At 64.7% G+C, this 26,094-nt stretch carries 30 protein-coding genes; 14 read left to right on the forward strand and 16 right to left on the reverse strand.

Features of this window, described 5'->3' with window-relative positions:
• Positions 1-6: 6 nt before the first annotated feature.
• Positions 7-231, reverse strand: a complete 225-nt coding sequence (locus tag ACVIN2_RS05005; protein WP_456764718.1) for a hypothetical protein — start codon at positions 229-231, stop codon at positions 7-9.
• On the opposite strand from ACVIN2_RS05005, the gene ACVIN2_RS05010 reads away from it, so the two are divergent.
• Positions 230-676: an Rrf2 family transcriptional regulator gene (locus ACVIN2_RS05010; protein ID WP_219683236.1), complete on the forward strand. Its 447-nt coding sequence runs from the start codon at positions 230-232 to the stop codon at positions 674-676. The two genes, ACVIN2_RS05005 and ACVIN2_RS05010, sit on opposite strands and share 2 nt — an antisense overlap.
• Positions 677-817: 141 nt before the next feature.
• Complete coding sequence (locus ACVIN2_RS05015; protein ID WP_456764719.1) at positions 818-1,462, forward strand: NADPH-dependent F420 reductase; 645 nt, start codon at positions 818-820, stop codon at positions 1,460-1,462.
• Between the two features lie 73 nt (positions 1,463-1,535).
• On the opposite strand, the gene ACVIN2_RS05020 is transcribed toward ACVIN2_RS05015, so the two are convergent.
• The 3 genes from ACVIN2_RS05020 to ACVIN2_RS05030 all read right to left on the reverse strand — a co-directional run bounded on the left by ACVIN2_RS05020 (position 1,536) and on the right by ACVIN2_RS05030 (position 3,555).
• Positions 1,536-1,940 carry a nuclear transport factor 2 family protein gene (locus ACVIN2_RS05020; RefSeq protein ID WP_456764720.1) on the reverse strand — a complete coding sequence of 135 codons (405 nt, stop codon included), beginning with the start codon at positions 1,938-1,940 and terminating at the stop codon, positions 1,536-1,538.
• Position 1,941: 1 nt separating this feature from the next.
• Entirely contained in the window at positions 1,942-2,838 is an 897-nt protein-coding gene (locus ACVIN2_RS05025) for an MBL fold metallo-hydrolase (RefSeq protein WP_456764721.1), read from the reverse strand.
• Between the two features lie 72 nt (positions 2,839-2,910).
• On the reverse strand, positions 2,911-3,555 hold the full coding sequence (locus tag ACVIN2_RS05030; RefSeq protein ID WP_456764722.1) for a DsbA family protein: 645 nt from the start codon (positions 3,553-3,555) through the stop codon (positions 2,911-2,913).
• 110 nt (positions 3,556-3,665) lie between these two features.
• Between ACVIN2_RS05030 and ACVIN2_RS05035 the strand changes: the two genes are divergently transcribed.
• Positions 3,666-4,571, forward strand: a complete 906-nt coding sequence (locus ACVIN2_RS05035; protein WP_456764723.1) for a LysR family transcriptional regulator — start codon at positions 3,666-3,668, stop codon at positions 4,569-4,571.
• A 49-nt stretch (positions 4,572-4,620) separates the two neighbouring features.
• Here the strand turns inward: ACVIN2_RS05035 and ACVIN2_RS05040 are convergent, their stop codons facing one another.
• The 3 genes from ACVIN2_RS05040 to ACVIN2_RS05050 all read right to left on the reverse strand — a co-directional run bounded on the left by ACVIN2_RS05040 (position 4,621) and on the right by ACVIN2_RS05050 (position 6,299).
• Positions 4,621-5,058, reverse strand: a complete 438-nt coding sequence (locus ACVIN2_RS05040) for a PIN domain-containing protein (protein ID WP_456764724.1) — start codon at positions 5,056-5,058, stop codon at positions 4,621-4,623.
• 3 nt (positions 5,059-5,061) lie between these two features.
• On the reverse strand, positions 5,062-5,304 hold the full coding sequence (locus ACVIN2_RS05045; RefSeq protein ID WP_456764725.1) for a type II toxin-antitoxin system Phd/YefM family antitoxin: 243 nt from the start codon (positions 5,302-5,304) through the stop codon (positions 5,062-5,064).
• A gap of 98 nt (positions 5,305-5,402) precedes the next feature.
• Positions 5,403-6,299: a LysR family transcriptional regulator gene (locus ACVIN2_RS05050; protein WP_456764726.1), complete on the reverse strand. Its 897-nt coding sequence runs from the start codon at positions 6,297-6,299 to the stop codon at positions 5,403-5,405.
• Positions 6,300-6,565: 266 nt separating this feature from the next.
• Here ACVIN2_RS05050 and ACVIN2_RS05055 point away from each other — a divergent pair, with 266 nt between their 5' ends.
• From ACVIN2_RS05055 to ACVIN2_RS05070, 4 genes are all read left to right on the forward strand, one after another.
• Entirely contained in the window at positions 6,566-7,300 is a 735-nt protein-coding gene (locus tag ACVIN2_RS05055) for an SDR family NAD(P)-dependent oxidoreductase (protein ID WP_456764727.1), read from the forward strand.
• 52 nt (positions 7,301-7,352) lie between these two features.
• Positions 7,353-8,105, forward strand: a complete 753-nt coding sequence (locus ACVIN2_RS05060) for an SDR family NAD(P)-dependent oxidoreductase (RefSeq protein ID WP_456764728.1) — start codon at positions 7,353-7,355, stop codon at positions 8,103-8,105.
• A gap of 32 nt (positions 8,106-8,137) precedes the next feature.
• Positions 8,138-8,737, forward strand: a complete 600-nt coding sequence (locus ACVIN2_RS05065) for an NADPH-dependent F420 reductase (protein WP_456764729.1) — start codon at positions 8,138-8,140, stop codon at positions 8,735-8,737.
• Positions 8,738-8,823: 86 nt separating this feature from the next.
• Positions 8,824-9,234 carry a nuclear transport factor 2 family protein gene (locus ACVIN2_RS05070; RefSeq protein WP_456764730.1) on the forward strand — a complete coding sequence of 137 codons (411 nt, stop codon included), beginning with the start codon at positions 8,824-8,826 and terminating at the stop codon, positions 9,232-9,234.
• Positions 9,235-9,319: 85 nt separating this feature from the next.
• Here ACVIN2_RS05070 and ACVIN2_RS05075 read toward each other — a convergent pair whose 3' ends face one another.
• Positions 9,320-9,709, reverse strand: coding sequence for a hypothetical protein (locus ACVIN2_RS05075; protein WP_456764731.1), 390 nt, complete (start codon positions 9,707-9,709; stop codon positions 9,320-9,322).
• A 17-nt stretch (positions 9,710-9,726) separates the two neighbouring features.
• Entirely contained in the window at positions 9,727-11,325 is a 1,599-nt protein-coding gene (gene guaA / locus ACVIN2_RS05080; protein ID WP_456769644.1) for a glutamine-hydrolyzing GMP synthase, read from the reverse strand.
• Positions 11,326-11,473: 148 nt separating this feature from the next.
• Between guaA and ACVIN2_RS05085 the strand changes: the two genes are divergently transcribed.
• The 3 genes from ACVIN2_RS05085 to ACVIN2_RS05095 all read left to right on the forward strand — a co-directional run bounded on the left by ACVIN2_RS05085 (position 11,474) and on the right by ACVIN2_RS05095 (position 12,801).
• A complete protein-coding gene (locus ACVIN2_RS05085; RefSeq protein WP_456764732.1) occupies positions 11,474-11,845 on the forward strand; it encodes a nuclear transport factor 2 family protein in 372 nt (123 codons plus the stop codon).
• A 155-nt stretch (positions 11,846-12,000) separates the two neighbouring features.
• Complete coding sequence (locus ACVIN2_RS05090; protein ID WP_456764733.1) at positions 12,001-12,333, forward strand: DHCW motif cupin fold protein; 333 nt, start codon at positions 12,001-12,003, stop codon at positions 12,331-12,333.
• Between the two features lie 258 nt (positions 12,334-12,591).
• Positions 12,592-12,801 carry a cold-shock protein gene (locus ACVIN2_RS05095; protein WP_007592195.1) on the forward strand — a complete coding sequence of 70 codons (210 nt, stop codon included), beginning with the start codon at positions 12,592-12,594 and terminating at the stop codon, positions 12,799-12,801.
• 126 nt (positions 12,802-12,927) lie between these two features.
• Here ACVIN2_RS05095 and ACVIN2_RS05100 read toward each other — a convergent pair whose 3' ends face one another.
• Both ACVIN2_RS05100 and ACVIN2_RS05105 read right to left on the reverse strand, forming a co-directional pair.
• Positions 12,928-14,226 (reverse strand): RsmB/NOP family class I SAM-dependent RNA methyltransferase, encoded by a 1,299-nt coding sequence (locus ACVIN2_RS05100; RefSeq protein ID WP_456764734.1) that lies wholly within the window; start codon positions 14,224-14,226, stop codon positions 12,928-12,930.
• 34 nt (positions 14,227-14,260) lie between these two features.
• Positions 14,261-14,683 (reverse strand): MAPEG family protein, encoded by a 423-nt coding sequence (locus ACVIN2_RS05105; protein WP_456764735.1) that lies wholly within the window; start codon positions 14,681-14,683, stop codon positions 14,261-14,263.
• 168 nt (positions 14,684-14,851) lie between these two features.
• Here ACVIN2_RS05105 and ACVIN2_RS05110 point away from each other — a divergent pair, with 168 nt between their 5' ends.
• Together ACVIN2_RS05110 and ACVIN2_RS05115 are read left to right on the forward strand one after the other, a co-directional pair.
• Positions 14,852-15,511, forward strand: a complete 660-nt coding sequence (locus tag ACVIN2_RS05110) for an acriflavin resistance protein (protein ID WP_456764736.1) — start codon at positions 14,852-14,854, stop codon at positions 15,509-15,511.
• Between the two features lie 70 nt (positions 15,512-15,581).
• A complete protein-coding gene (locus ACVIN2_RS05115) occupies positions 15,582-16,424 on the forward strand; it encodes a metallophosphoesterase family protein (protein ID WP_456764737.1) in 843 nt (280 codons plus the stop codon).
• Between the two features lie 16 nt (positions 16,425-16,440).
• On the opposite strand, the gene ACVIN2_RS05120 is transcribed toward ACVIN2_RS05115, so the two are convergent.
• From ACVIN2_RS05120 to guaB, 3 genes are all read right to left on the reverse strand, one after another.
• Positions 16,441-16,737, reverse strand: a complete 297-nt coding sequence (locus ACVIN2_RS05120; protein ID WP_456769645.1) for a hypothetical protein — start codon at positions 16,735-16,737, stop codon at positions 16,441-16,443.
• 152 nt (positions 16,738-16,889) lie between these two features.
• Positions 16,890-17,912: an NADP-dependent oxidoreductase gene (locus tag ACVIN2_RS05125; protein ID WP_456764738.1), complete on the reverse strand. Its 1,023-nt coding sequence runs from the start codon at positions 17,910-17,912 to the stop codon at positions 16,890-16,892.
• 212 nt (positions 17,913-18,124) lie between these two features.
• The gene (gene guaB / locus ACVIN2_RS05130) at positions 18,125-19,615 is read right to left on the reverse strand and encodes an IMP dehydrogenase (RefSeq protein ID WP_007609139.1); all 1,491 of its coding nucleotides are present in this window, start codon (positions 19,613-19,615) and stop codon (positions 18,125-18,127) included.
• A gap of 415 nt (positions 19,616-20,030) precedes the next feature.
• Here guaB and ACVIN2_RS05135 point away from each other — a divergent pair, with 415 nt between their 5' ends.
• Positions 20,031-21,521: an MFS transporter gene (locus ACVIN2_RS05135; protein ID WP_456764739.1), complete on the forward strand. Its 1,491-nt coding sequence runs from the start codon at positions 20,031-20,033 to the stop codon at positions 21,519-21,521.
• A 158-nt stretch (positions 21,522-21,679) separates the two neighbouring features.
• Here the strand turns inward: ACVIN2_RS05135 and ACVIN2_RS05140 are convergent, their stop codons facing one another.
• Positions 21,680-22,363 carry an RlmE family RNA methyltransferase gene (locus ACVIN2_RS05140; protein ID WP_456764740.1) on the reverse strand — a complete coding sequence of 228 codons (684 nt, stop codon included), beginning with the start codon at positions 22,361-22,363 and terminating at the stop codon, positions 21,680-21,682.
• 1 nt (position 22,364) lies between these two features.
• Positions 22,365-23,432, reverse strand: coding sequence for a Ppx/GppA phosphatase family protein (locus ACVIN2_RS05145; protein WP_456764741.1), 1,068 nt, complete (start codon positions 23,430-23,432; stop codon positions 22,365-22,367).
• Between the two features lie 211 nt (positions 23,433-23,643).
• Here ACVIN2_RS05145 and ACVIN2_RS05150 point away from each other — a divergent pair, with 211 nt between their 5' ends.
• A complete protein-coding gene (locus ACVIN2_RS05150; protein WP_456764742.1) occupies positions 23,644-26,016 on the forward strand; it encodes a xanthine dehydrogenase family protein molybdopterin-binding subunit in 2,373 nt (790 codons plus the stop codon).
• The last annotated feature ends 78 nt before the right edge of the window (positions 26,017-26,094 follow it).

Here is a 26,094-nt window from a genome sequence, read left to right on the forward strand (position 1 = left end):
ATATCTTCACCGCGATGACTGCGACCATACGATCGCCGCTTTAGCCTCTCGTCGGACGTCGGTATAGACGGCGCCGGTGGTCATATCCATGACCTCGTTCACGCGCGCGTCGCCAAAGGCGCTTACCTTTAGCTCCGGCACAGCCGCGCATCCAGCCGCTTGCAGACGCACGAGTGTTGACATCGCCGAAAGTGTGTAATAGTGGTGGTTACACACCAACGAGATCATCATGCCGACCAGCACCCGCTTCGCCGTCGCCGTTCATATCCTCACCGGGCTTGCCGTGAGCGAGGGAAAGCCGCTGCGGTCCGAGGATCTCGCCTGGTCGGCCAACACCGGTGCCGTCGTCATCCGCGGGCTGTTGTCCCGCCTGAGCGATGCCGGGCTGACGCGTTCGCAGCTCGGAGCGGGTGGCGGCTCCTTGCTGGCGAAACCGGCGAAGAAGATACGGCTGCTCGATGTCTATGCGGCGGTCGAGGACACCGAGCTGTTTTCCCTGCACCGGACCCCGCCCTGCGAGAGTTGCGCGGTCGGCGGCAACATCATTGCGGCGATACAACCCGCCCTAGACCGCGCGCGCAAAGCGCTCGAGGCTGAACTCGCCAAAACGACAGTGGCGGATGTTGCAGCCGAGGTGGCGCGGCTGGGCAAGTTCTCCATTCCGCTCGCCTGGTGATTTGTTTTGCCCTTAAATGTAATCGTGTCATTGACACATGATATATTCGACGCCGAACGGCATTGATCAGCGGATGGCTGACCAGCCTTCGGGGCGCTGGCGGTCCTGATTTTCAAGCCCCTCACCTCACAGGAGTCCATCATGAGTATTGGTATCATCGGTTCTGGCGCTCTCGGCTCGAACCTCGCACGCGCTCTCGCCAAAGAGGGCATCTCGGCCACCATCTCCAACAGCCGCGGACCGGAATCGCTCGCGTCGCTGGTCCAGGAGCTCGGCCCCTCGATCAAGGCCGGCACCGTGGAAGAGGCGGCCGGCGCCGATATCGTCATCGCCGCCGTCCGCTGGACTGATGTGCAGAAAGTGTTCAGCCGCTTGCCGGCCTGGAACGGTCGCATCGTCATCGACGCCACCAACCCGGTGGAATTCCTCGATCCCAACTCGGCGGATGCGAAGGACCCGAGCAACCCGCTCGCGGCCTACGGCATCAAGGCCGTCGATCTCGGCGACAAGCATTCGAGCGACGTCTTCAGCCAGTTCGTTCCGGACGCCCGCGTGGTCAAGGCATTCAACCATAACGACGTCGCGGCGCTGTCGAATCCGGACGTGGCGGGTGGCCGGCACGTACTGTTCTATTCGGGCGATGACGCTGCCGCAAAGGCCGAGGTCCGCAAGCTCATCGAAGGCGCCGGCTTCTTCCCGGTCGATCTGGGCTCGCTCGACGTCGGCGGACGATTGGCAACCCTGCCCTTCGGCGCGCTGGCCGCGCACAACTTCATCAAGATCTAGCAGACGCCGAAACGAAAAGGGGAGCCCGCATGTCGCGGGCTCCCCTCTCCTAGATTCCGACATCATACCGCTGTTACAGGCCAGCAGGCTCCAGCGCCTTCTGCACCATCGCGGTGTCGACATATTGCGTCATGCTGGTGATCTTGCCGTCCTTCACCAGATAGAGATGCGCGAAACTGGCGCGCATGGATTTGCCCGTCGCCTTGTAGGTCCCGGAGTAGACACCGAAGGCGGCGACGCGGTCGCCGTCTTCGAGATAGGTGTGAACATCGGCGCGGTAGCCGGTCCATTCGGTGGCGAGACGCCGGAACACGCCTGATATGATCGCGTCGGGTCCGACATAAGTGCCCGCGTACGGAAAGCCTTCCGCTTCGGTCCATGCGGCATCGGGAGCGAGAGCGGCCAGCAAGTTGCGGCCGTTCTGTTCCGACGACGATCCCTCATAAGTGGCGCGGATCAGGTCGAGGTTCGCCCCCATCTCAACCCCACTTCATCTCGCCGGTGGCGACCTTGGCGCCGATGTCGAGCGCAACGCCCATGCCGAGGCCGGGGAAGCGCGCCTCCATCGCCGCCTTGAGCGCCGCGGACTCCTTGGCCTTGGCCAGCTCTTCGTCGAACGCCTTGAGGTAGGTGATGGTGTGCTCGACACCGGACAGGTCGGTCTTCGCATCCGCCGACAAATGGCCGGGGACGACGACCGCCGGCTTGCGCGCCGCGATCTTTTCGAGATTGGCGATCCAGGCGGCGCGCTGCTCCCTGGTCGGCGTGTCGGCGGTCCAGACATGGACGCCGGAGAAAATCAGCACGCCGCCGAACACCGCGTTGAGCGAGGGCACGAACAGATAGCGCCGGTTGACCAGGCCGTCCGCGCTGACGATCTCGATGGTCTCGCCGTCCACGCTGAGCGTCTTGCCGTCGAACGCTTCGGGGATGACCACATCGGCGAGCACCTGCGGGCCGTTCGCCTTGAGCTGCGGCCCCCAGACGGCAAGCTTCTTTTCGACGCTGGCGTTAATGGCCGCCAATGTTGCGGGCGCCGCGAGCACGCGGGCCTCGGGGAAGACAGCCTTGATCGCGCCGAGGCTGAAATAATAATCCGGGTCCGACTGGCTGATATAGATGGTGGTGAGCTTCTTGCCGGTGGCCTTGATGGCGTCAGCGACAGCCTTGCCATCAGAAAGCGTGAAGCCGCCATCGATCAGCACGGCTTCGCTCGGTCCGGACACCAGAACGGGAGCCCGGAAGAAGCCGTTCTGTCCGGCTGGAAAATGCTTCCAGGCTAGCCCGCCGGCGGCATGGCCGAGGCCTGCGGGTGCGAAGATGGCGGCAGCGCCCGCGGCGAGAGTGGTTTTCATGATGGTTCTCCTTGTCGGCATGTTGGTCTCCTGGTGCTGGTCTGGGATCGCGAAATGAAAGCTGGATGGTCCGGTCTGTGTTGATCGCTGCGCTCAGGCCGCCTTCAGTCCGTCGACGAGGACGTCGAGGCTGCCGAACAGCGCGCTTGCTTGCACCAGGCGGCGATCATGGCCCGTCCCGACGATCAGGGCCGGGACGCCGTTGGCGCCGAACCGGCGCATCTCAGCACGCGCCGCTTCGAGGCGCGCGCGGTAGGCGGTGATCAGTGCAGCGTCGGGGCTCGCCAGCCGCGCGGCAACCTCAGGCAAATTCATCGCGCGCAGCACGTCCGAGAGAACGGAGATGTCCGTACTGTCGCGGCCCTCGACATAGCGGACGACCTGAAAGGCCTTCAGCGCCGCGAACTCCCGATCAGGCGCCGTGAGCGCAACAGCCGTGAGCGCCAATGTCGCCGGGCCGGAATCGAACAGGCGCGTGCGGTCGCCCAGCACATCGCGGCGATAGGCTTCGCTGAAGGGCTGACCGCTCAGACGCGAAATCCGCTGGTCGTTGGTCCAGGCATAAGCGGCAAAGCCGTCGTCCATCGGACGGGCACCCTCGCCGGCGAACAGGCCTGTCGGCGCAAGTTCGACTGCGAAATCCGGTCGGGCAGCGAGCTGTTCCAGCAGCGTGGAGGCGCCGTCGCACCAGCCGCAGAGCGGGTCGAACAGGTAGGTGATTTGAATGGGCGCGGACATGGCGATCTCCTTGAATCGCAATGTGGCACGTGCGAATTGGTAGATAAATATCAACAAAACAGACAGAATGTATGTGATAGACTGACAGTTAGATCTTACCGGCGGAGCCTATGAACCTGAACCGTCTCGCCTATTTCGCAGCCGTCGTGGACACCGGATCCTTCACGCGGGCCGCCGAGCGGCTCGGCATCACCAAGGCCGTGGTGAGCCAACAGGTGGCGCAGCTGGAGCGCGATCTCGGCACCAGCCTGCTCGTGCGCACGACGCGCCGGGTGCATCCGACCGAGGCGGGCCGGATGTTTCATGCGCGCTGCGTCATGATCCTGCGCGAAGCGGAGGATGCCTTCGACGAACTCGCCCAGGCCGCCGCCGCGCCGACCGGCACCTTGCGGATCACGGCGCCCAACGACTACGGCACCGCCGTCGTCGTCGCCGTCGTCACGGCCTACGCGGCACGCTATCCCAACTGCCGGGTGGAGTTGACGCTCGAAGATCAAACGGTCGATCTCGCCTCAGGCCAGATCGACATGGCAATCCGTGTCGGCTGGCTGGTCGATTCCAGCCTGCAGGCGCGCAAGATCGGATCGTTCCGGCAATGTCTGGTCGGCGCTCCCGCGTTCACGGATCGGATCGCCGCCGCGCGCGATCCCGACGACCTCGCGACGCTGCCATTCATCGCCAACATGGCGCTGCGCGAGCCGCTGCTGTGGCAGTTCTTGCGCGGCGATCTCGATCGCCGCGCCGTGCGCCTGCAGGCCAGCATCGCCATCGACACGACACCGGGCGTGCTCGCAGCCGTGCTCGCCGGCGGCGGCCTTTCGGTGCTGCCGGATTTCCTGGTGGCCGACGATCTGGCGGCCGGGCGCCTCATCCACATCCTGCCGCAATGGCAACTGCCATCCGGCGGCATCCACACGGTCTACCCCGCGGCTCGCTTCCGTCCGCCCAAGGTGACGGCGTTCGTGGAGATGCTGATTGCGGCTCAGCGACAGGAGGGTTCGGTTGGGGCGGATTAGCGGTGGGCAGCCACTTAGAGGCCGCGCCCTCCATATGCCTGCGCGATGATCAGGACGGCGGCAGCTCGCCGAAGGGATCATGCACGGGTACGCCGAGCGGCAGGAAATGCTTCGCGTTGCGTGACAAGACAGTCAACGAGTGTTGACGCGCAGTTGCGGCAATCATGATATCGGCAAATCCCGGAGAATGCCCCCGCCCGCGCGCGCGGTCCGACAATTGTCCGGCGATCCGCGCAGTGGGTGTATCGAACGCCAGGATTCGATCCTGATACAGGTGCAGCACGGCTTCCAGCCATTGGGCCAAATCTCTGCTTCTGCGCATGGCTTTCTCGCGCCGCAACTTGGCTATTCCGTCCTCAACCTCCGCAATCGTCACGACGGACAAGAACAAGGAGGCGGATTGCGCATCCATCCACTCGACGAGTGCCGCAGGCGTCGGCCGGTTCGGCGAGACGGCAGATATGACATTGGTATCGACGAGGTACACGTCTCAGAAATCGGTTTTGCGCAGCTTGGCGCGATTGCGCGTCGGCACATCGCCGGCCCTCACGGGGGCCGCCATCAGCAGGCGCCCGAAGCTCGGCACCTGCGACAGACGCCGCCACTCCTCGTAGCTCAAGACCACCGCCTGCTTTTTACCGTGCCGCGTGATGATCGCGGGCTTGCCATCGACCGCTTCATCGATGACCGCGGAGAGGTTGGCCTTTGCATCACGAAGCTGAATCTCTCGCATCTTTTCACCTATATGACTACAGTAGTCATATAGGAGACGGCTTGTATTTCAAGGCATTCCCGGCCGACCGTCGGACGAATGGAGCGACCTGCCTTGCCTCAGTCGCCCGCCACCGACAGCCCCGCGAGGAGCGGCGCATACGCGGCGAGCCGGCGGGATACGAACTCGGTGAACAGCCGCACGCGCTTGGTCTTGCGTGTCTCGCCCTGTGTGAGGAGCCAAACCGTGCCGTACATGTGCAGGTCGGTGCCCGGCACCCGCACCAGCAGCGGGTCGGCATCGCCGACGAAGCACGGCAGTGTCGTGATGCCGAGCCCTTGCCGGACAGCAACGATCTGCGCCCCGGCGTCCGTGACCCTGAATGGAACGCCCGTGGTGCGGACCTCACCCGCGCTGGCCCAATCCGGGATGCCGTGAATGCTGATGACGATCCAGCGGATGGGATCAGGCGCGCCGGCACGCCACGCGGCTAGTCTGTCGTGCGACATGTAGACGGCGCCGAACAGCTCCGGTCCCTTCATGCCGTGAAGATTTTGCGGCAGGGTTTTGCGGTCGTAGACGACGCGGATCGCGACGTCGGCCTCTCGGTTGGTCAGGTTTGCAAGTTCGCCGAACGACAGGATATCCATCTCGATGTCGGGATGCAGACGCGCGAAATCGGCGAAATCAGGCATCAGCAAATGTGTCGCCATCGGCGGCGCCAGCGTCACCCGCAGACGCCCGCGCACGCTCTGGTCGCGCCCGAACACGCGCGTCTCGAGCTGGTGCGACGAGGCTTCCATCTGGTCGGCGAATTCGAGGACCTCCTCGCCCGCAGCGGTCAGGCGGTAGCCCGAAGGCAGCTTTTCGAACATCTGGACCCCGAGGCGTTCCTCGAGCTGGGCGATGCGTCGCAGCACGGTCGCGTGGTTCACGCCGAGCGCCTCGGCGGCGGCCCGCACCGAGCCTCCGCGCGCGACGGCCAGAAAGTAGCGAACGTCGTCCCAGTCGATCATGGTGCAATCCCGCACCGCGCGGTGCGCCTTTCAAGCCATATCTGGATGCCTCGTACAGCAGTACGGGCGGTCATCATAGCCGGTTCCGGCCGGCAGGACCCATTCCGAACGGCGGACACCCCTCGTCGCGGCTGGCGCCAGTCGTCCGGCCGGATCGATTTCGCACCACCGATGTGCGCGCTTCCGCACTCAACGCCTGACGCCGCCGGACCTATCTCGGGGCCCTCGGGGGCAGATGCTGTCCCGACACCACGACAGGAGAAATTATGGGAAAGCTTGACGGCAAGGTTGCAGTCATCACGGGTGGCGCGACTGGCATCGGCCGCGCCGCGGCAAAGCGCTTCATCGAGGACGGCGCCTTCGTCTTCATCTTCGGCCGCCGACAGCAAGCACTCGATGCGGCTGTTGCCGCGCTTGGGCCCAATGCCCGCGCGGTGAAGGGCTCGGTCTCGGATGAGGCCGACCTCGACCGGCTCTACGCGGCGGTGAAGGCCGAGCGCGGAACCCTCGACATCGTCTTCGCCAATGCCGGCGCGGGAAGCCAGCTTGCGCTTGGCAAGATCACCGCCGCGCACATCGACGAAACCTTCGACACAAACGTGAAGGGTACGATCTTCACGATCCAGAAAGCGCTGCCACTGATGCGCCGGGGCGGTTCGATCATCCTGACCGGATCGAGCGCGGGCACCACGGGCGCGCCGGCCATGAGCGCCTACAGCGCCAGCAAGGCGGCGGTGCGCAACCTCGCGCGGACCTGGGCGGAGGACCTGAAGGGCAGCGGCATCCGCGTCAACGTGCTGTCGCCCGGGGCGACCGCGACCGAACTCGCGAAGGAAGCGCTGGGCGAGGAAGGCCAGAAGGTCTTTGCCGCGATGACTCCGCTGCAGCGCATGGCCGATCCCGCAGAGATCGGAGCGGTGGCCGCCTTTCTCGCCTCGTCGGACAGCAGCTTCATGACCGCCAGCGAAGTCGCCGTCGACGGCGGCCTGGCGCAACTCTGATCCCGGCGCGGTCCCGCGCCTGGCCCACACACACAACGAAAGAGAAAACATCATGAAAAAACTAGAAGGCAAGATAGCAGTCATCACCGGCGGCAGCAGCGGAATCGGCTTAGCCACAGCCAAACGCTTCGTGGACGAAGGTGCGCATGTCGTGATCACCGGACGACGCGAGAAAGAGCTGAAGGACGCAGCAGCCTTCATCGCGAGAAACGTGACGACGGTCGTGAGCGACGTCTCGCGCCCGGACGATCTGGACCGGCTCTATGCCGTCGTGAAAGAGAAACATGGTCACATCGACATTCTCTTCGCGAATGCGGGCGCGGGAACGATCGCACCGCTCGCGGCAGCGACCGAGGCCCATTTCGACCAGACCTTCGACGTCAACGTGAAGGGGCTGTTCTTTACGGTGCAGAAGGTCCTGCCCCTGTTCAGGGACGGCGGTTCGATCATCCTGAACTCTTCGGTGTCGAACGTGAAGGGGCTGCCAGGGTTCAGCGTCTACGCCGCGAGCAAGGCGGCGGTGCGCAGCTTCTCGCGCGCTTGGACGCTGGAGCTGAAGGACCGCAGAATCCGCGTCAACACGATGAGCCCCGGACCAACCGAGACCCCCGCCCTGGAGACGACGACGGGCTTGACCCGCGAGCAAGCCGAGCAAGCCGCCGCCGGATTTGCTTCACAGGTCCCGATGGGTCGCAGGGGCAAGCCGGAGGAAATCGCGGCTGCCGTCACGTTCCTCGCCTCCAATGAAAGTTCCTACATCACCGGCGTGGATCTCGCCGTCGATGGCGGCATGGCGCAGGTCTGACCGCGCCATCGACACAAGATCGGAGAAACATCATGAGCTACGCAATTATCGGCTTCGGCCATATCGGCCAGGCCCTGGCCAGGGCGTTTGCCCGCAATGGCATCGAAGTATCCGTTGCAACCACGCGCGACCCGGAAAGCTTTGCATCCGCCGCGGCCGCGATCGGACCCACGATCATTCCCAAAAAGCTGGCGGACGCCGTCAAGGCGGACATCATCTTTTTGGCGGTCCGTTTCGAGTCGCACCAGGATGTCGCGAAGGCGCTGCCCACGTGGCAGGGCAAGACCATCGTCGATGTCACCAACGCCTACGGCGTGCCGCCGGAGAAACTCGGGGGACAACCTTCGTCCAAGGCCCTCGCGCAAGCCTTCACCGACGGTCGACTGGTCAAGGGCTTCAACCATTTGGGTGCTGCGGTGCTTGGCCAAGACCCGGCCGTCCATGGCGGCAGGAGAGTCGTGTTCCTGGCGAGCGACGATGACGCTGCGGCAGCGGAAATTGTCGCGCTTGCGGAAAATCTCGGCTTCGCGCCGATCAAGCTTGGCGGGCTTGCGGAAGGTGGACTGCTGGTCCAGGCGCGCGGAAACAGCTGGGGCCAGCTGATCTTCAAGGATCTGGTCAAGTTCGACTGACGAACACGATGTCCCCCATCGTTGGGGATACGACACACGGGATCGGATCGCGTGCGATCCGATCCGAGTGACATGGAGAAATGACTATGAGCACCGACAAGAACGTCCAGACGGTGAAAGACTTCTTCGCCGCGATCGGACGCGGCGACAGCGAGGCTCTGCTGGCGCTGATCGCCGAAGACATCGAGTGGATCATCCCCGGCGAGGACTGGCCGCTGGCCGGAACGCATCGCGCGCACGGCGGGGTGACGGATCTGCTGGAGACGGCATCCAGGTCGATCGAAACGTCCACGGAACCTCGAGAGTTCGTCGCGCAAGGAGACCGGGTCCTGGTCGTCGGCTTCGCGAAGGGAAAGATCAAAGCCACGAGCAAGACATTCGAGGACGACTGGGTCTTCGCCATCACCGTTCGCAACGGCAAACTGACGAACATCCGGGAGTACGTCGACACGCAGGCACTGGCGCGGGCCTCGCAGCTGTCGAATGCCGAAGCTTAAAGGAGATCTCGGATTAGCGAAGCGTAATCCGCCCTACGCGACTGCTGCGGCCAGTTGCAAGTCTTGAGCTTTCGATGCGGCCGGATCACTTTTTAGGCGTGCCGTCAGATGGCAGCTCTGCAGACCCGCCGATTTTCTTCGAGACTACGTAGACGTCGACGCCGCTCATCGAGCATTCCTCGTTTGATGCCTGGTTTTTCGTGATGACCTCGATCGTCTTGCCGTCCCTGGTGTGAAACGTGATGTCGTGAACCTGCTGGTAGAGGTCCTTTCCGACCTTTTCGGATGCGAGACGAACGGCCTTGGTCTGCGCCTCGTTCACTGATGGGATATCGATCAGGCCGGCGTTCTTGAGGTGCACGAGGGCCATGTTGGTGGGCCAACTCGCGCAGTCCGGAGACTTCGCCAGAGCCCCCGCAGCCGGCATGGCAAATATCGCGGCCATCACCATCTTCAACGCGGCGCGCATCAGCATGCCTTGGTCTCTAAAAACTACTCCCACTCAATCGTCCCCGGCGGCTTGCTGGTCACGTCGTACACCACCCGGTTCACGCCCTTCACCTCGTTGATGATGCGCGTGGCGGTCTCGCCGAGGAACTTCATGTCGAACTGGTAGAAATCCGCGGTCATGCCGTCGGTGGAGGTGACGGCGCGCAGGCCGACGACGAAATCATAGGTGCGGCCGTCGCCCATGACGCCCACCGTCTTCACCGGGAGCAGCACCGCAAAAGCCTGCCAGATGTCGTCGTAGAGGCCGTGCTTGCGGATCTGGTCGATGTAGACCGCGTCGGCCTTGCGCAGGATGTCGAGTTTTTCGCGGGTGATGTCGCCGGGGCAGCGGATGGCGAGGCCGGGGCCCGGGAACGGATGGCGGCCGACGAAGATCTCGGGCAGGCCGAGCTCGCGGCCGAGCTTGCGCACCTCGTCCTTGAACAGCTCGCGCAGCGGCTCGACCAGCTTCATGTTCATGCGCTCGGGGAGACCGCCGACATTGTGGTGCGACTTGATCGTCACCGAGGGGCCGCCGGTGAAGGAGACGCTCTCGATCACGTCGGGATAGAGCGTGCCCTGCGCCAGGAAGTCGGCGCCGCCGATCTTCTTGGCCTCCGCCTCGAACACCTCGATGAAGAGGCGGCCGATGGTCTTGCGCTTGGTTTCGGGATCGGTGACGCCTTCGAGCTCGCCGAGAAATTGCTTCGAGGCATCCACGTGCACGAGCGGGATGTTGTAGTGGTGGCGGAACAGATCAACGACCGTCTTGGCTTCGTCGAGACGCAGCATGCCGTGATCGACGAACACGCAGGTGAGCTGCTCGCCGATGGCTTCGTGGATCAGCACGGCCGCGACCGCGGAATCGACGCCGCCGGACAGGCCGCAGAGCACCCTGCCCTTGCCGACTTGGCTGCGGATCTTCGCGATCTCCTCCTCGCGGAAGGCGCGCATGGTCCAGTCGCCGGAAAGGCCTGCGATCTTGCGGACGAAATTGCGGATCAGCTTGGCGCCGTCGGGCGTGTGCACCACCTCGGGGTGGAACATCAGGCCGTAATATTTGCGCGTCTCGTTCTGGATGATCGCGAACGGCGCGTTCGGCGAGGTGCCAGCGACCGAGAAGCCCGGCGGCATCTTTGTGATGCGATCGCCATGGCTCATCCAGACCTGGTTCTTGCCGCCTGGTGACCAGACGTCCTCGAACAGCTTGCTCGGCGCCTTCACCTCGACATCGGCGCGGCCGAATTCGCGGTGATGGCCGCCCTCGACCGTGCCCCCGAGTTGCTCCGCCATCGCCATCTGGCCGTAGCAGATGCCCATCACGGGCACGCCGGAATCGAAGATCGCTTGCGGCGCGCGGGGCGAGCCCGCCTCATGCACCGATTCAGGGCCGCCGGAGAGAATCACCGCCTTCGGCTTCATCTCGTTGAAGGCTTGCTCGGCCTTGTTGAACGGGACGATCTCGCAATAGACGCCGTCCTCGCGCACGCGACGCGCGATGAGCTGCGTCACCTGGCTGCCGAAGTCGACGATGAGAATCTTGTCATGCGCCGAGGCCACGGAGGGCGTCGACGCGGAGCGGTCGGTCTGTGCTGCTGTCATGGCAAGCAAATACGCGACCGCGCCCCTGCCCGCAACCGCGCGCGCCGCGCGCCCACATTCTTCTTTGGGCATGGACAAATCGATATAGGTAAGTATTATTGACCTAATATGGCCCGTCACTCACCAAGGGCCGATCAGGGAGAACGTCATGCCACACCATCATCTGCCGTCGAATCTCGCCGCGCTCGGCCGCACCTGGGTCGAGGCCTGGAATACGGGCGATCTCGAACGCGTGCTCACGCTCTATGACGAGGACGTCGTGATGACGTCGGACCGCATCCCGGCGATGGGCTTCGACGAAAGCGGCACCGTGCGCGGCAAGGATGCGTTGCGCGCCTATTGGGGCAAGGCGCTCGCCCTGCTGCCGAACCTGCATTTCTCGCTGATCGAATTGTTCGCCAGCCCTGATAGCGTGGTGGTGTTCTACGAGAATGAGCTGGGAAAGCGGATCTGCGAATATCTGCGGGTGAATGCGGCCGGAAAGATCGTGCAGGGATCGGCGAATCATCCGGTGCACTAGCTTGTCCCCGTCATTGCGAGCGTAGCGAAGCAATCCAGAATCTGTCCGCGGAGATAGTCTGGATTGCTTCGTCGCAAGGGCTCCTCGCAATGACGGAGACTGTGGCGAGCACATACGCTAACAACACCGGCGCCGGCTCTGACACAGGATTCCAGATGAAGCTCCCCACCTCCCCCTTCACCGTCACCGACTGGAGCAAGGTCACCCCGACCATCCATCCCGGCGAGACCGGGCAAGCGCAGTGGCGCACGCTCAACATCGGCGAACTCCGGGTGCGGATGGTCGAGTATACGCCGGGCTATCTCGCCGATCATTGGTGCGACCGCGGCCACGTCCTGTACGTGCTGCAGGGCGAGCTCGACAGCGAGCTGCGCGACGGCCGCAAATTCAAGCTCACGGCGGGGATGAGCTACCAGGTCTCGGATTTCGGCGACGCCGCGCACCGGTCCTCGACGGCGACGGGGGCGACGCTGTTTATCGTCGATTGAGCGCCCCGGAAGGGTTAATTTGCACCGCAAAATAGCAAAATTCGGGGACATCCCGAGCGACGGGTGGTGCCTTGAAGTGGCCCCAAAATCTCGCTATATTGTGATCATCGATACTTGGCCGAACGACTGGGCCGCTTCGCTTCGTTGCTGACGGGCGCGCACGCTTCAGATGATTTCTCCAACATCGACTGATCAGGATTATGGGCGCAATAGTGCGTACCGGTCCGCGTGTTAACTTCTTAAGCAAAGGAAATTCCCATGGCTATGGGCACCGTGAAGTGGTTCAACAATCAAAAGGGTTTTGGTTTCATTCAGCCGGATGACGGCGACAAGGACGTGTTCGTGCACATCAGCGCCGTCGAGCGCGCTGGCCTCTCGACCCTCAACGAAGGTCAGAAGGTCTCGTTCGACATCGTCGCCGATCGTCGCAGCGGCAAGTCCTCGGCTGACAATCTCCGCGTCGGCTAAAGCCCGCGCACCGTTCTGACCACGGACGTACCGGCAGAACGTAAACTTAGAAAACCCCGCGACCGGGTTCCGGTTCGCGGGGTTTTTGTTTGGGGGCCGCCGCACCCACCAAGAGCGGCTATGACGCTACGATTTCTTCAGCACCGAGACGAAGAACCCGTCCGTCCCGGTCCGCCGCGGCGTCATCAGCCAGCCTTCCGGCGATTGCAGCGCGGCTTGCGCAAACTCCTCCGCCTTGTCCCAGAGCACGCTGGCGGTCTGCTCGGGAGGCACCACCGCGAATTCGGGATGGCGGCCAGTGAACGCCCTCACCTGTTCGCCGTTCTCCTCTGAAAGCACCGAGCAAGTGATGTAGGCGATGCGGCCGCCGGCCTTGACCAGCGGAACCGCGCGCTCGAGCACCTCGGTCTGGTCGCGCAGGCGAATCTCCAGCGCGCCCGGGCGCATGCGCCATTTGGCATCGGGGTTGCGGCGCCAGGTTCCGGTTCCCGTGCACGGCGCGTCGATCACGACGAGGTCGGCGGAGGCGCTGATCTCGGCCAGCGGATCGGCCTCGCCCTTGGGCGTGCGCACATCGGCATTGTGGACGCCGGCGCGCGACAGGCGTTCGTGAATGGGTGCAAGCTGCCGCTTGTCGCTGTCGGTCGCGATCAGCCGGCCCTTGCCCTGCATCATCGCGGCGAGCGCCAGCGTCTTGCCGCCGGCCCCGGCACAAAGATCGATCACCTGCTCGCCGGGTTTTGCGGCGGTCAAGGCAGCCGCCAGCTGCGACCCCTCATCCTGCACTTCAATGGCGCCCTTGATGAAATCCTCTTCGGCCTGGATGCCGGGGTTGCGCGCATCGGCCGAAAGTTCGATGCGCAGGCCGGTTGCCGACCACTGCGTCGGTTTCGCATGAAGATGAGCAAGCGCTCCCAGCGCCTTGTCGCGATTGGATTTTAGCGTGTTGACGCGCAGGTCGAGCGGCGCCCTGCTCGCCATCGCGGCCGCCTCCGCGACGCGCTCGTCGCCGAAGGCTTTTGCCAAATACGGATCCAGCCATTCCGGATAGTCGCCGGCGATCGCGGCCGGGGCACCTTCAAGCGACCGCGAGGCGAGCGCGGCCTGCTCGGCCTCGGTCAACGGCGCCGGGGCAAAGCGGCTGCCGTCGAACAGCGCGGCCATGGTGGCCGCGTCCATGTTGCGCTCGAGGCGAAGCATGCCGATCAGCCGCGACCGCGCCGTGTCCGAATTCATCAGGTAGGCGCTCGAGGCATAGCGGCGCAGCACGTCCCAGACGAGGCCGGCAATGGCGGCGCGGTCGCCGGAGCCGGCGAAGCGGTGCGCGGTGCCCCACTCCTTCAGCGCCTTGGCCGCGGGCACGCGGTCCTTCTCGATGGTGTCGATCAGTTCGATGGCTGCGGACAGCCGGGCAGCGGGAGTCATTTGAATCTTTCAGATCAGGATCGGCGAGTAGCGCCTAGATCAGCAACAGCATTTTCAACGCGAAGTAGATCCACATCGCGAGCAGGACGAGCACGCCGGCGAGCCAGATCGTGGAGCGGCGCCCGAGATTGTTGGAGGAGACGAAGATTCCGGCATGGACGAAGCGCGTCACCACGAACACCCAGGACATCAGCACGATGAAGAGATCAGCGTGGCGCAACGGGAGCGCCAGCGCGATCAGGGCATAGAACAGCACCGGCAATTCGAACTGGTTGCGGTAGCAATTGGCGAATTGTGTGGCGCCCTTGGGCCAGTTGGGCTCGCCGAGCGCAATGTCACGGCTCTTGGTCTCGCCGGAGACGAGCGCGCGCCGGCGTCCCATCGCCATGGCGATCAGGAGTGCGAAGGTGAGACTGACCTGCACGAAGACCGGCAGCAAAACCATTTGAACGGACATCGGAATTTCCCGGGATTTCCCATCGGGCGGAAGCCACAGCTAGCGTCCATTAGCGGTCACCGCTGGTCCTGACAATCAACGAGTTGAACCGGCGTTCCCGATGAGGCGACCAACTGCCGACAGTTAAAGCGATTTTGGCCCCTCGGGGGCGCAAGGCGAGAGACCGCCATGAACACCCTCTTCAGCCTGATCGGCAGCCTGACTGGCGCTTTGACCGAGTCCGCCGATGGCCAGTTCGGCATCCTGATGTCGGCGCTGGCAGGCATCGCGACGGCGCTTGCGGTGGCGCTGGCGATGACGGTCTACTTCCGCATGAGCTATCGGACCTGGCGCGATGTCCTCAGGCATGGCCTCGCTGCGCTCGCCGCCCTCGCTCTGTTCGCTTTTGCCGCCTACGACATGCGCCATGCCGCGCTGGCCTATCTCGGCCTCAATCCGTCGAAACCCGCGGTCGAGTTCGAGATCCGCATGCCCAAGGAGACCTTGGCAGCGGTATCCGACACCCAGATCGAGCTGCATACCGACCGTAACCAGACGCTGGCACTGATTGACGGCGTGCGGGAGCTCGGTGATTGCCGCTCCGTGCTGCGTGGCGCGGTGGCGCTCAACCACCGCACCGCGGACCGCGTGCTGGTCGTGAACCTGCCCGGCAAGGGCACCTTCGAATTTCGCCTCCGCCTGCCCGCCGAGCCGCATCGCTCCGAGCAATTCGGAGCCCAGTCCGGTGCTCAGTTCGGTCCTTGGCACCTCGCCGACCGCATCGCCTCGCCGCTGGCGAGCCCCGTCGCGCCGCAGGACGCCTACATGATCCGCTATCGCGTGCTTTAAACATTGTTCGATCGCTGACCCTGGGTGCGCCGTCATCGTTCCGACGTCGGGCAGCGCCTATGATCGATCCATGTCCGAATTTCGCCTGACACAGATCTCCGACACCCATCTTGGCCGGCGCTTCCCCGGCCTGATCGCCAACTTCCAGGCGCTGAGCGCGCATATCGACACCGATAGGCCCGATCTCGTCGTCAACACCGGCGACGTCTCGTTCGACGGGCCGACCAGCCGCGACGATGTCGAATTCGTCAAGGGCCTGCACGACGCCCTGCCCGTCGCCTGCCGCTACATCCCCGGCAATCACGACATCGGCGACAATCCGACCGCGGTTGGCCCTGCGCCGAAGCCACCGGTCGCGGAAGCGCATCGTCAGCAATTCCGCGAGATCATCGGCGAGGACCATTGGTCGTTCGAGGCCGGGGGCTGGTGCTTCATCGGCCTCAACTCGCTGGTGATGAATTCAGGGATCGCCTTCGAGGCCGAGCAGTTCGATTGGCTTGCCTCGGAAGTTTCGCGCACGAACGGCAAGCCGGTGGCGCTGTTCGTACACAAGCCGATATTTCTCAACGGGCCCGACGACCCCGAGACGCCCGAGACGTCGATCCGCTACGTGCCGCAGCCGGCCCGCGCGCGGCTGATCGAGATGTTCGCGCATGTCGACCTGCGCCTCATCGCCAGCGGTCACGTGCACCAGCGGCGCGACTTCACCTGGCGCCACACCCGCCACGTCTGGGCACCGTCGGCCGGCTTCAAGATCAACGATGCGCGCCAGGACCGGATCGCGATCAAGGAGGTCGGCCTTGTGGAGTACCGCTTCCAGCCCGACGGCTTCGAGGTTCGCCACGTCAGGGCCGCGGGCCAGGTCGATATCGATATCGAGGAGCTGCTCGCCCAGATGGCCGGCGAGCATTAGCGCTTCCCGTCGCTGCTCAAGCGACGCTTTTGAGATCCTGCTGGATCGCGGCAAGCAAGGACTGCAGCGCGTCGCTGTTCACCGGCTTGGCCCCGGTATTGGCGGGCTGAACACTGGCAGGCCGCGCGGCTTTGACCGGACGCTTGGGGAACGGCGGCGTGGGCGTGGGCATCGCGGATTGCGCGAACGCGCCAGCGTCCTCGGCGTGTACGAACTTGCCATGGATGACGTCGTCGCGACGGCCCATGACAAACATCGTCGCCCAATAACCGGCGGCCACAAGGATTACGCAGAAAACAACAAGCTCTAACATCATCGCACCTGAAATATGCGCAATGATTCAATGCCTTCGCGAGCCCGTCAATGAACCGACGGTCACACCCGCGGCTTTTACGGGCGGGTGTGGCCGATCGGTCACTGTTTGTTAACCATACCCGGCCGCTGAAGGGGGCCGAGAGCGGCGGATCAAGCGTTGTCCGGCCCGACCCGCACCAGCTGCTTGCCGAAATTGGCCCCCTTGAGAAGCCCCATGAAGGCTTCGGGCGCGCTCTCCAGGCCCTCGGTGACGAACTCCTTGTACTTGACCTTGCCCTCGCGGACCCAGCCCGACATGTCGCGCAGGAAGTCGCCATGGCGGGAGGCAAAGTCGGAGACGATGAAGCCGCGGAAGGTCAGCCGCTTGGTCAAGGTCGCGCGCATCATGCTGGCGGCCCATTTCGGCGGCTTCGCTTCAGTGTCGTTGTAATGGGCGATGAGACCGCAGACCGGCACGCGCGCGAACGCGTTGAGCAGCGGGAACACCGCCTCGAACACGGCGCCGCCGACATTCTCGAAATAGACGTCGATGCCCTTCGGGCAGGCGTCCTTCAGCTTCGCCGCGAGATCGGGATCGCGGTGATCGATGCAGGCATCGAAGCCGAGCTCCTTCACGACGTAATCGCATTTGTCCTTGCCGCCGGCGATTCCAACCGCGCGTGCGCCCTTGATCTTCGCGATCTGTCCCACGGCCGAGCCGACCGCACCGGACGCACCGGCGACGACGACGGTCTCGCCTGCTTGCGGCTTGCCGATATCGAGCAGGCCCGTGTAGGCCGTCATGCCGGGCATGCCGAGCACGCCGACGGCCGTCGAGATCGGCGCGAGCTTCGGGTCGATCTTGTTCAGCCCCTTGCCGTCGGAGATCGCGTGCGTCTGCCAGCCCGCGCGCGAGAGCACGATGTCGCCCTTGGCGAAGTTCGGATGGTTGGAGGCTGCGACCTCGCAGACCGTACCGGCTTCCATCACGCCACCGACGGGCACCGGCGTCGCGTAGGACGGACCGTCGCTCATGCGCCCGCGCATATAGGGATCGAGCGAGAGCCAGATCGTGCGCAGCAGGACTTCACCTGCGGCAGGCGCAGGAACCGCGAATTCCTCGATACGGAAATCGGACGGCTTTGGCTCGCCGACGGGACGCGCGGCGAGAACGATGCGCTTGCCTTGGGACATGATGGCTTCCTCCTGATTGCTTTGTCGCAATCATTTAGGAGGTGGGGGGGAATGAAGCAAACCCAACAAGCGCTGTCATGCCCCGCCTAGTGCGCAATTGCGCACGGGGGGCGGGGCATCCAGTACTCCGAGACGGTCTTAATAGAGCCGAGAAGCCGCAGCGTACTGGATGCCCCGGTCGAGCCGGGGCATGACAGCGGAATGTGGGGCGCCTAACCCCCGCCCGGATAGTTCGGCGCCTCGCGCGTGATGGTGACGTCGTGGACGTGACTTTCGCGCAGGCCCGCGCCGGTGATGCGGACGAACTGGGCCTTGTCGTGCAGGTCCTTCATGTCCTTTGCACCAACATATCCCATCGCGGCGCGCAGGCCGCCGGCGAGCTGGTGCATGACGTTGCCGACCGGGCCCTTGTAAGGCACCTGGCCCTCGATGCCTTCGGGCACGAGCTTGAGCGTGTCCTTGATGTCCTGCTGGAAGTAGCGGTCGGCCGAGCCGCGCGCCATCGCGCCGACCGAGCCCATGCCGCGATAGGCCTTGTAGGAGCGGCCCTGCCACAAGAACACTTCGCCGGGCGTCTCGTCGGTGCCGGCGAGCAGCGAGCCGACCATCGCGATGTCGGCACCGGCAGCGAGCGCTTTCGCGAGGTCGCCGGAGAACTTGATACCGCCGTCGGCGATGACGGGGATGTCGGACTTCTTCGCCGCCTCGACCGCATCCATGATCGCGGTGAGCTGCGGCACGCCGACGCCGGCGACGATGCGCGTGGTGCAGATCGAGCCCGGGCCGATGCCGACCTTGATGCAGTCCGCGCCCGCATCGATCAGCGCCTGCGCACCCTCCGAGGTCGCGACGTTGCCGGCAACGACCTGCACGGAATTGGACAGGCGCTTGATGCGGTTGACCGCATGGAGCACGTGACGGGAATGACCGTGCGCGGTGTCGACCACGACGAGATCGACGCCGGCATCGATCAGCCGCTCGGTGCGCTCGAAGCCGCTATCACCGACCGTGGTGGCGGCGGCGACGCGGAGGCGGCCCTGGGCGTCCTTGCAGGCCAGCGGATGGGCGACCGCCTTCTCCATGTCCTTCACGGTGACCAAGCCGACGCAGCGATATTGCTCGTCGACCACGAGCAGCTTCTCGATGCGATGCTGATGCAGCATCCGCCGCGCCTCGTCCTGGCTGACATTCTCGCGCACCGTGACGAGACCTTCATGCGTCATCAGCTCGGAGATTTTTTGCTGGCGGTCGGTGGCGAAGCGGACGTCGCGGTTGGTGAGAATGCCGACCAGCTTGCCCGGCGTGGACTTGCCCGCGCCGGTGACGACGGGAATGCCGGAGATGCCGTGATCGCTCATCAGCTTGAGCGCGTCGTCCAGCGTGGCATCGGGGCTGATGGTGAGCGGGTTCACCACCATGCCCGACTCGTAGCGCTTGACCTGCCGCACCTGGGCGGCCTGCCCTTCGGGATCGAAATTGCGATGGATGACGCCGATGCCGCCGGCCTGCGCCATGGCGATCGCCATGCGGGCTTCGGTGACCGTGTCCATGGCGGAGGCCATGATCGGGATGTTGAGCGGAATCGCGCGGGTGACGCGGGAGCGGATGTCGACCTCGCCCGGCATGACGTCCGACAGGCCCGGCTTCAGCAGCACGTCGTCGAATGTGAGGGCTTCGCGAATGCCTTGTTGCACGGTGGCCATGTGCCAACTCCTTCCGCGGCCCTGCCGCAAATAGCTATGGATGAGCGCCGCCCTCGGCGTGCCTTGCGGCAACGCCGGAGAATCGGAGCCCATCGGTGGGGTTGACGCGGGTCGATAGCACGGGTGGGTGACGAATCAAAGCAAATCGGACCGCCGGCCAGCCATGCACAGGCTTTTTAGGCAAATTCAGCGGGGATAGCCGGTTCAACGCAGACGTCTGGGCGCCTCGTGCTGGCGAACGTCGTCCACACCTTCCCCGTGCCGGTAGATCATCGCGATCTCCGGCGCAGGGCGCACCCCACCTGGGCTCACGCAGGATTTAGGTGCCATGCGTCGATCCGCAATGGTCGCGGCCCAGCGGCGGTGATAAGCCGCAATTCCCGCCCCTCCTTCTGATTTCCATTGCCAATCCGTCATGGTCGACAAGCAACGCGTCATCCCGCTGATCGTGGCCACTGCTCTCTTCATGGAGAACATGGACTCGACGGTGATCGCCACATCGCTGCCCGCGATCGCGGCCGATATCGGCACCAGCCCACTGACGCTCAAGCTCGCGATCACCTCCTATCTGCTTTCGCTTGCGGTGTTCATCCCGGCGAGCGGCTGGACCGCCGACCGGTTCGGGGCACGCATGGTGTTTGCGATTGCGGTCGGCGTGTTCATGGTCGGCTCGGTCGGCTGCGCGATCTCGACTTCGGTCACCGATTTCGTGTTCGCCCGCATCCTGCAAGGCATGGGCGGGGCGATGATGACGCCGGTCGGGCGCCTCGTGCTGCTGCGGTCGGTCGACAAGAGCGCGCTGGTCAATGCCATGGCGTGGGTGACGGTCCCTGCCCTGATCGGCCCCGTGATCGGGCCGCCGCTCGGCGGTTTCATCACGACTTACGCGTCCTGGCACTGGATCTTCCTGATCAACATCCCGATCGGACTGCTCGGCATCTTCATGGCCTTGCGCTTTATCGATCCCATCAAGAGCGAGGAACGAGAGCCGTTCGACCTCTACGGCATGGTGCTCGCGGGCCTCGGGCTCGCCGGCATCGCCTTCGGGCTGTCGGTTGCCGGACTCAATCTGCTGCCATGGAGCACGGTTGCCGCCCTGGTCGTCGGTGGATCGATCTCGATGACACTGTATGTCCTTCACGCCCGGCGAACGGGGTCGCCGGTGCTGGACTTCACGCTGCTGAGGTTGCCAACCTTACGCGCCGCCGTTCTCGGCGGATTCATGTTCCGGCTCGGCATCGGCGCGCTGCCATTCCTGTTGCCGCTCCTGATGCAGATCGGCTTCGGCCTCTCGCCGTTCAAGTCCGGCCTCGTCACGTTTGGCTCCTCGCTTGGCGCCATGGGCATGAAGGCGCTAGCCGCGCGCATCATCCGCGCCTTCGGCTTCCGCAACCTGATGACGGTGAACGCGATCATCAGTGCCGTCTTTCTCGCCGCCTGTGCCCTCTTCACCGTGACGACGCCGCTGCTGATCATCATGATCATCCTGGTGGTCGGCGGCTTCTTCCGTTCGCTCGAGTTCACCGCAATCAACACGGTGGCCTACGCTGAGGTGGAGCAGGCGCAGATGAGCCGCGCCACCACGCTCGTCAGCGTCAACCAGCAGCTCGCGGTCTCGGCCGGCGTCGCCGTCGGCGCCGCGTCCGTGGAGACGACGATGTGGCTCAGCCACGCCAGCGAGCTCAACGCCACCGTATTCGCGCCCGCCTTCGTCGTGGTCGCACTCACCTCGGCGGCATCGAGCTGGTTCTTCTGGCAGATGCCAGCCGATGCCGGCCACGAAGTCTCCGGCCGCAAGGCCGTGGAGATCGCGAGCCGCAAGGGTGCCGGCAAGGGCGCGGCCAAGGCGGCCGTCAAGGCGGCGACCGAGGATACCCAGGACGTGCGGGATCAGCGGCTGGGGTAGTCAGCACCACTCTCGATGTGGTCCCGGCGCAGGCCGGGACCCATACGCCGAGACGGCAGTTCGGCGCGAGATGGCAATTGGCAGTCTTCGCCAAACTTAATTCGGTGGTTATGGGTCCCGGCCCCCGTGCGCAATTGCGCACTAGGCCGGGACGACGATCAAATGCCGCCCCGAAATCCCGTCGCGAGAACGTAGCGCTCGGAGGAATCCGCGCGGCTCGCGGCCGGCTTGACGTGACGTACCGTGGCGAAATCGCGCTTGAGCTGGGCGAGCAGCTCGGCATCGGCCCCGCTCTGGAATGCCTTCGCCAGGAAGGTCCCGCCCGGCTTCAGCACATCGCAGGCGAACGCGGCGGCGGTCTCGATCAGGCCGACGATGCGAAGCTGGTCGGTCTTGCGATGACCGGTGGTGTTGGCAGCCATGTCGGACATCACGATGTCGGCGCCGCCGCCGTCGAGCATGGCCTTGAGCTTGTCCGGCGCGTCATTGTCCATGAAGTCGAGCTGTGCGAACTCGACCCCGGCAATCTCGGGGATTTCCAGCAGGTCGATCGCGATGACCTTGCCCTTGCCGTCGACCGAGCCGACGCGCTTGGCAGCGATCTGGCTCCAGCCGCCCGGCGCCGCACCGAGATCGACCACCGCCATGCCGTGCTTGAGCAGCCGGTATTTGTCGTCGATCTCGAGCAGCTTGAACGCGGCGCGCGAGCGATAGCCCAGCGCCTTCGCCTTCACCACATAGGGGTCGTTGAGCTGCCGCTCCAGCCAGAGCTTCGACGACAATTTGCGCTTGCCGTGGGTCTTGACCTGGACGTGCAAGCGGCCGGTGGTGTCCTTGGCCATCTCACCAGCTCCTGAGCGCGCCGTCTTCGCGCATCATCTCGACCAGCATGCCTTCGCGCAGGCCCCGGTCGGCGACGCGCAGACGTGGCAGCGGAAAGGCGCGGCGGATCGCGTCGAGGATGGCGCAGCCGGCCAGGACGAGATCGGCGCGCTCGACGCTGATGCAGCTGTTCGCGGCGCGCTCCTCGTAGCTCATGCCGAGCAGCTTGTTGATGGTCGCGGTGACGTCGGTGTCGTTCATCCAGACGCTGTCGATGCGGCGGCGGTCGTAGCGCGCAAGATTGAGATGGATGCCGGCGAGCGTCGTCACGGTGCCTGACGTGCCGAGCAGATGCATATCAGTGAGATCGCCGCCATGCTGTTCGGCGAACGGCGCGATGTGATGGGCAACCTCGCACTCCATCGCGGCGTAGATCTCGGGCGTGACGTCGCGCCCGCCGAACTGCTCGGCAAGCGTGACCACGCCGAACGGGATCGACATCCAGGCTTTGATGCGCGGCTCCGGATTTGCGGCGTCGCGCTCGATCCGCACCAGCTCGGTCGAGCCGCCGCCGATGTCGAACAGGATCGCGCCGCGGCCCCTGGGATCGACCAGCGGCGAGCAGCCGAGCACGGCAAGCGCCGCCTCGGTCTCGCGGTCGATCACCTCGAGCTCGATCCCGGTTTCGGCAGCGACGCGGCTGCGAAAGCCTTCGGCGTTCGAGGCGGCGCGGCAGGCTTCGGTGGCGATCAGCCGCAATCGCTTGGCTTTGCGCAGGTTGATCTTGTCGCGGCAGATCCCGAGCGCCACGATGGCGCGCTCGATCGCGGCCTCGCTGATGCACCCCGTCGCCGAGACGCCCTCGCCAAGCCGGATGATGCGTGAGAAGGAATCGACCACGCGAAAGCCGTCGTGGGTCGGACAGGCGATCAGGAGCCTGCAATTGTTGGTGCCGAGGTCGAGCGCCGCGTAGACGCCGGTTCCCGGCGCTTGCGCGCCGACGGCCGGTTCAGTGGCGAACGCCGCCGCCATCGACCCCAGCTCACCGTGCGGCGCAAGGCCGTCGCGGAGCCGCGTGTGGTCATTCATACAAACTGTCTTTCCGCGGCCGGTTGGGCCGAGCTGGAATTGCTTTTTCGCCTGAAACATTAGCAGCGCGCCAATCCTGCGCAACAACGCATCACATGGGACCATGCCCATTCGTGCGTTGTCGTGAACGGGCCGGTGGGTTATTTTTGAAGGGTCCGGTCCCCCAGGCGCCCCCCAAACCGCGCAATTGCCGGCTTTTCAGGTCAATTCCATGCAAGAACACACCAAATCCTCCACGCTCGAAAACGCTATTGCACTGCAAAAATATGGCGTCGGGCAGCCGGTCCGCCGCAAGGAGGACGATACCCTGGTGCGCGGTAAGGGCCGCTACACCGACGATTTCAACCTGCCGGGCCAGGCCCATGCCGCGATCGTCCGCTCGACCCATGCCCACGGCGTCATTCGCGGCATCAACATCGACGCCGCGAGGGCGATGCCGGGCGTGCTCGGGGTGTGGACCGGCAAAGACCTCGATGCGGCCGGCTACGGCCCCTTCACCTGCGGCCTGCCGCTGAAGAGCCGCGACGGCTCGCCCCTGCTCCAGACCAACCGGCAGCCGCTCGCAACCGACAAGGTCCGCTTCGTCGGCGATCCCGTCGCCTTCGTCGTGGCGGAGACGCTGGCTCAGGCGCGCGACGCGGCCGAAGCGGTCGAGCTCGATATCGAGCCGTTGCCGGCGGTGACCGACCCTGAGCAAGCCGCAAAACCCGGCGCGCCGCAACTCTACGACCACATCCCGAACAATGTCGCGCTCGACTACCACTATGGCGACATCGAGAAGGTCAACGCCGCCTTCGCCAGCGCCGCTCACGTGACCAAGGTCGACATCGAAAACACCCGTGTCGCCGTGGTCTCGATGGAGCCGCGCGTCGGCCTTGCCTCCTACGACAAGAAGACCGAGCGCTACACCATTCAGATGCCGACGCAGGGCGTCGCCGGCAACCGCGCCAACCTCGCCAAGAATCTGAAGGTGCCGAACGAGAAGGTGCGCATCCTCACCGCCAATGTCGGCGGCTCCTTCGGCATGAAGAACGTCAACTATCCCGAATACATGTGCATCCTGTACGCGGCCAAGGAATTGGGACGACCGGTGAAATGGCTGGACGAACGCTCGACCAGCTTCTTGTCCGACAGCCACGGCCGTGCGCAGAAGATTCACGCCGAGCTCGCGCTGGACGCCGATGGGCATTTCCTCGCCGCCAAGCTCTCGGGCTACGGCAATCTCGGTGCCTACATCACCGGCGTTGCGCCCAGTCCGCTCTCGCTCAACACCAGCAAGAACTTCTCCAGCGTCTATCGCACGCCGCTGATGGCAGTCGACATCAAGACGGTGCTGACCAACACCACGCTGATGGGCGCCTATCGCGGCGCCGGCCGGCCCGAGGCCAACTACTACATGGAGCGGCTGATCGATCGCGCCGCCGACGAGATGGGCATCAACCGGCTGACCTTGCGCAAGCGCAACTTCATCAAGCAGAACCAGATGCCGTTCGCCGCGTCCTCCGGCGTTACCTATGACAGCGGCGACTTCCAGGCTGTCTTCAACAAGGCGCTCGAAATCTCCGATCACGAGAATTTTGCCAAGCGCAAGAAGGAGAGCAAGAAGTCCGGCAAGCTGCGCGGCATCGCCGTCGGTTCCTATCTGGAGGTGACCGCACCTCCCGGCGTCGAACTCGGCAAGATCGTGTTCGATCCCGACGGCTCGGTGCAGCTCATCACCGGTACGCTCGATTACGGCCAGGGCCACGCATCCGCATTCGCGCAGGTACTCTGCCAACAACTCGGCGTGCCCTTCGACAGCGTCAAGCTGGTGCAGGGCGACAGCGATATCGTCCACACCGGCAACGGCACCGGCGGCTCGCGCTCGATCACCGCGACCGGCATGGCGATCGTGGGCGCCGCCAAGCTCGTGATCGAAAAGGGCAAGCGCGCCGCCGCGCACATGCTGGAGGCATCCGAAGCCGACATCGAATTCGAAGGCGGCAGCTTTACGATCGCCGGCACCGACCGCAGCATCGACATCATGGAGCTCGCCAAGCGCCTGCACGACGGCAAGATGCCTGAGGGCGTCCCCGACAGCCTCGACGTCGATCACACCAGCGAACCGGTGCCGTCGGCCTTCCCGAACGGCTGCCACGTCGCCGAGGTCGAGATCGACCCTGAGACCGGCGTGGTGCAGATCGTGCGCTACAGCGCGGTCAACGATTTCGGCACGGTGATCAACCCGCTGCTGGTCGCGGGCCAGCTCCATGGCGGCGTCGTCCAGGGCATCGGCCAGGCGCTGATGGAGCACGTCCGCTACGACGAGAGCGGCCAGCCGATCACGGGCTCGCTGATGGACTACGCACTGCCCCGCGCCGAGGACGTTCCGAACATGACGATCGGCGACCACCCGGTGCCGGCCACGACCAATCCACTCGGCAGCAAGGGCTGCGGCGAGGCCGGCTGCGCCGGCAGCCTGTCGACGGTCGTGAACGCGGTGATCGACGCGCTCTCCGACTACGGCATCAAGCACATCGACATGCCGCTGACCCCGGAGCGTGTGTGGCGGGCGATCCAGGATGCCAAGGGGAAAGCGGCGTAAATCACGCTCTCTCCTTCGTCATGGCCGGGCTTGACCCGGCCATCCACGCCGTGAGGCATCAAGAACGTGGATGCCCGG

The organism is Bradyrhizobium sp. USDA 3650, assembly GCF_054057395.1.

What these genes read in the sequence shown, in the direction of transcription:
- ACVIN2_RS05150 (WP_456764742.1), top strand. Translation starts at nt 23,644, where the DNA reads ATGCAAGAACACACCAAATCCTCCACGCTCGAAAACGCTATTGCACTG.
- ACVIN2_RS05010 (WP_219683236.1), top strand. Translation starts at nt 230, where the DNA reads ATGCCGACCAGCACCCGCTTCGCCGTCGCCGTTCATATCCTCACCGGG.
- ACVIN2_RS05075 (WP_456764731.1), bottom strand. Translation starts at nt 9,709, where the DNA reads ATGCTGATGCGCGCCGCGTTGAAGATGGTGATGGCCGCGATATTTGCC.
- ACVIN2_RS05015 (WP_456764719.1), top strand. Translation starts at nt 818, where the DNA reads ATGAGTATTGGTATCATCGGTTCTGGCGCTCTCGGCTCGAACCTCGCA.
- ACVIN2_RS05100 (WP_456764734.1), bottom strand. Translation starts at nt 14,226, where the DNA reads ATGACTCCCGCTGCCCGGCTGTCCGCAGCCATCGAACTGATCGACACC.
- ACVIN2_RS05035 (WP_456764723.1), top strand. Translation starts at nt 3,666, where the DNA reads ATGAACCTGAACCGTCTCGCCTATTTCGCAGCCGTCGTGGACACCGGA.
- ACVIN2_RS05005 (WP_456764718.1), bottom strand. Translation starts at nt 231, where the DNA reads ATGATGATCTCGTTGGTGTGTAACCACCACTATTACACACTTTCGGCG.
- ACVIN2_RS05125 (WP_456764738.1), bottom strand. Translation starts at nt 17,912, where the DNA reads ATGTCCCAAGGCAAGCGCATCGTTCTCGCCGCGCGTCCCGTCGGCGAG.
- ACVIN2_RS05135 (WP_456764739.1), top strand. Translation starts at nt 20,031, where the DNA reads ATGGTCGACAAGCAACGCGTCATCCCGCTGATCGTGGCCACTGCTCTC.
- ACVIN2_RS05120 (WP_456769645.1), bottom strand. Translation starts at nt 16,737, where the DNA reads ATGTTAGAGCTTGTTGTTTTCTGCGTAATCCTTGTGGCCGCCGGTTAT.
- ACVIN2_RS05110 (WP_456764736.1), top strand. Translation starts at nt 14,852, where the DNA reads ATGAACACCCTCTTCAGCCTGATCGGCAGCCTGACTGGCGCTTTGACC.
- ACVIN2_RS05025 (WP_456764721.1), bottom strand. Translation starts at nt 2,838, where the DNA reads ATGCCGACAAGGAGAACCATCATGAAAACCACTCTCGCCGCGGGCGCT.
- ACVIN2_RS05045 (WP_456764725.1), bottom strand. Translation starts at nt 5,304, where the DNA reads ATGCGAGAGATTCAGCTTCGTGATGCAAAGGCCAACCTCTCCGCGGTC.
- ACVIN2_RS05060 (WP_456764728.1), top strand. Translation starts at nt 7,353, where the DNA reads ATGAAAAAACTAGAAGGCAAGATAGCAGTCATCACCGGCGGCAGCAGC.
- ACVIN2_RS05065 (WP_456764729.1), top strand. Translation starts at nt 8,138, where the DNA reads ATGAGCTACGCAATTATCGGCTTCGGCCATATCGGCCAGGCCCTGGCC.
- ACVIN2_RS05090 (WP_456764733.1), top strand. Translation starts at nt 12,001, where the DNA reads ATGAAGCTCCCCACCTCCCCCTTCACCGTCACCGACTGGAGCAAGGTC.
- ACVIN2_RS05095 (WP_007592195.1), top strand. Translation starts at nt 12,592, where the DNA reads ATGGCTATGGGCACCGTGAAGTGGTTCAACAATCAAAAGGGTTTTGGT.
- ACVIN2_RS05115 (WP_456764737.1), top strand. Translation starts at nt 15,582, where the DNA reads ATGTCCGAATTTCGCCTGACACAGATCTCCGACACCCATCTTGGCCGG.
- guaA (WP_456769644.1), bottom strand. Translation starts at nt 11,325, where the DNA reads ATGACAGCAGCACAGACCGACCGCTCCGCGTCGACGCCCTCCGTGGCC.
- ACVIN2_RS05105 (WP_456764735.1), bottom strand. Translation starts at nt 14,683, where the DNA reads ATGTCCGTTCAAATGGTTTTGCTGCCGGTCTTCGTGCAGGTCAGTCTC.
- ACVIN2_RS05055 (WP_456764727.1), top strand. Translation starts at nt 6,566, where the DNA reads ATGGGAAAGCTTGACGGCAAGGTTGCAGTCATCACGGGTGGCGCGACT.
- ACVIN2_RS05145 (WP_456764741.1), bottom strand. Translation starts at nt 23,432, where the DNA reads ATGAATGACCACACGCGGCTCCGCGACGGCCTTGCGCCGCACGGTGAG.
- ACVIN2_RS05020 (WP_456764720.1), bottom strand. Translation starts at nt 1,940, where the DNA reads ATGGGGGCGAACCTCGACCTGATCCGCGCCACTTATGAGGGATCGTCG.
- guaB (WP_007609139.1), bottom strand. Translation starts at nt 19,615, where the DNA reads ATGGCCACCGTGCAACAAGGCATTCGCGAAGCCCTCACATTCGACGAC.
- ACVIN2_RS05030 (WP_456764722.1), bottom strand. Translation starts at nt 3,555, where the DNA reads ATGTCCGCGCCCATTCAAATCACCTACCTGTTCGACCCGCTCTGCGGC.
- ACVIN2_RS05140 (WP_456764740.1), bottom strand. Translation starts at nt 22,363, where the DNA reads ATGGCCAAGGACACCACCGGCCGCTTGCACGTCCAGGTCAAGACCCAC.
- ACVIN2_RS05050 (WP_456764726.1), bottom strand. Translation starts at nt 6,299, where the DNA reads ATGATCGACTGGGACGACGTTCGCTACTTTCTGGCCGTCGCGCGCGGA.
- ACVIN2_RS05085 (WP_456764732.1), top strand. Translation starts at nt 11,474, where the DNA reads ATGCCACACCATCATCTGCCGTCGAATCTCGCCGCGCTCGGCCGCACC.
- ACVIN2_RS05070 (WP_456764730.1), top strand. Translation starts at nt 8,824, where the DNA reads ATGAGCACCGACAAGAACGTCCAGACGGTGAAAGACTTCTTCGCCGCG.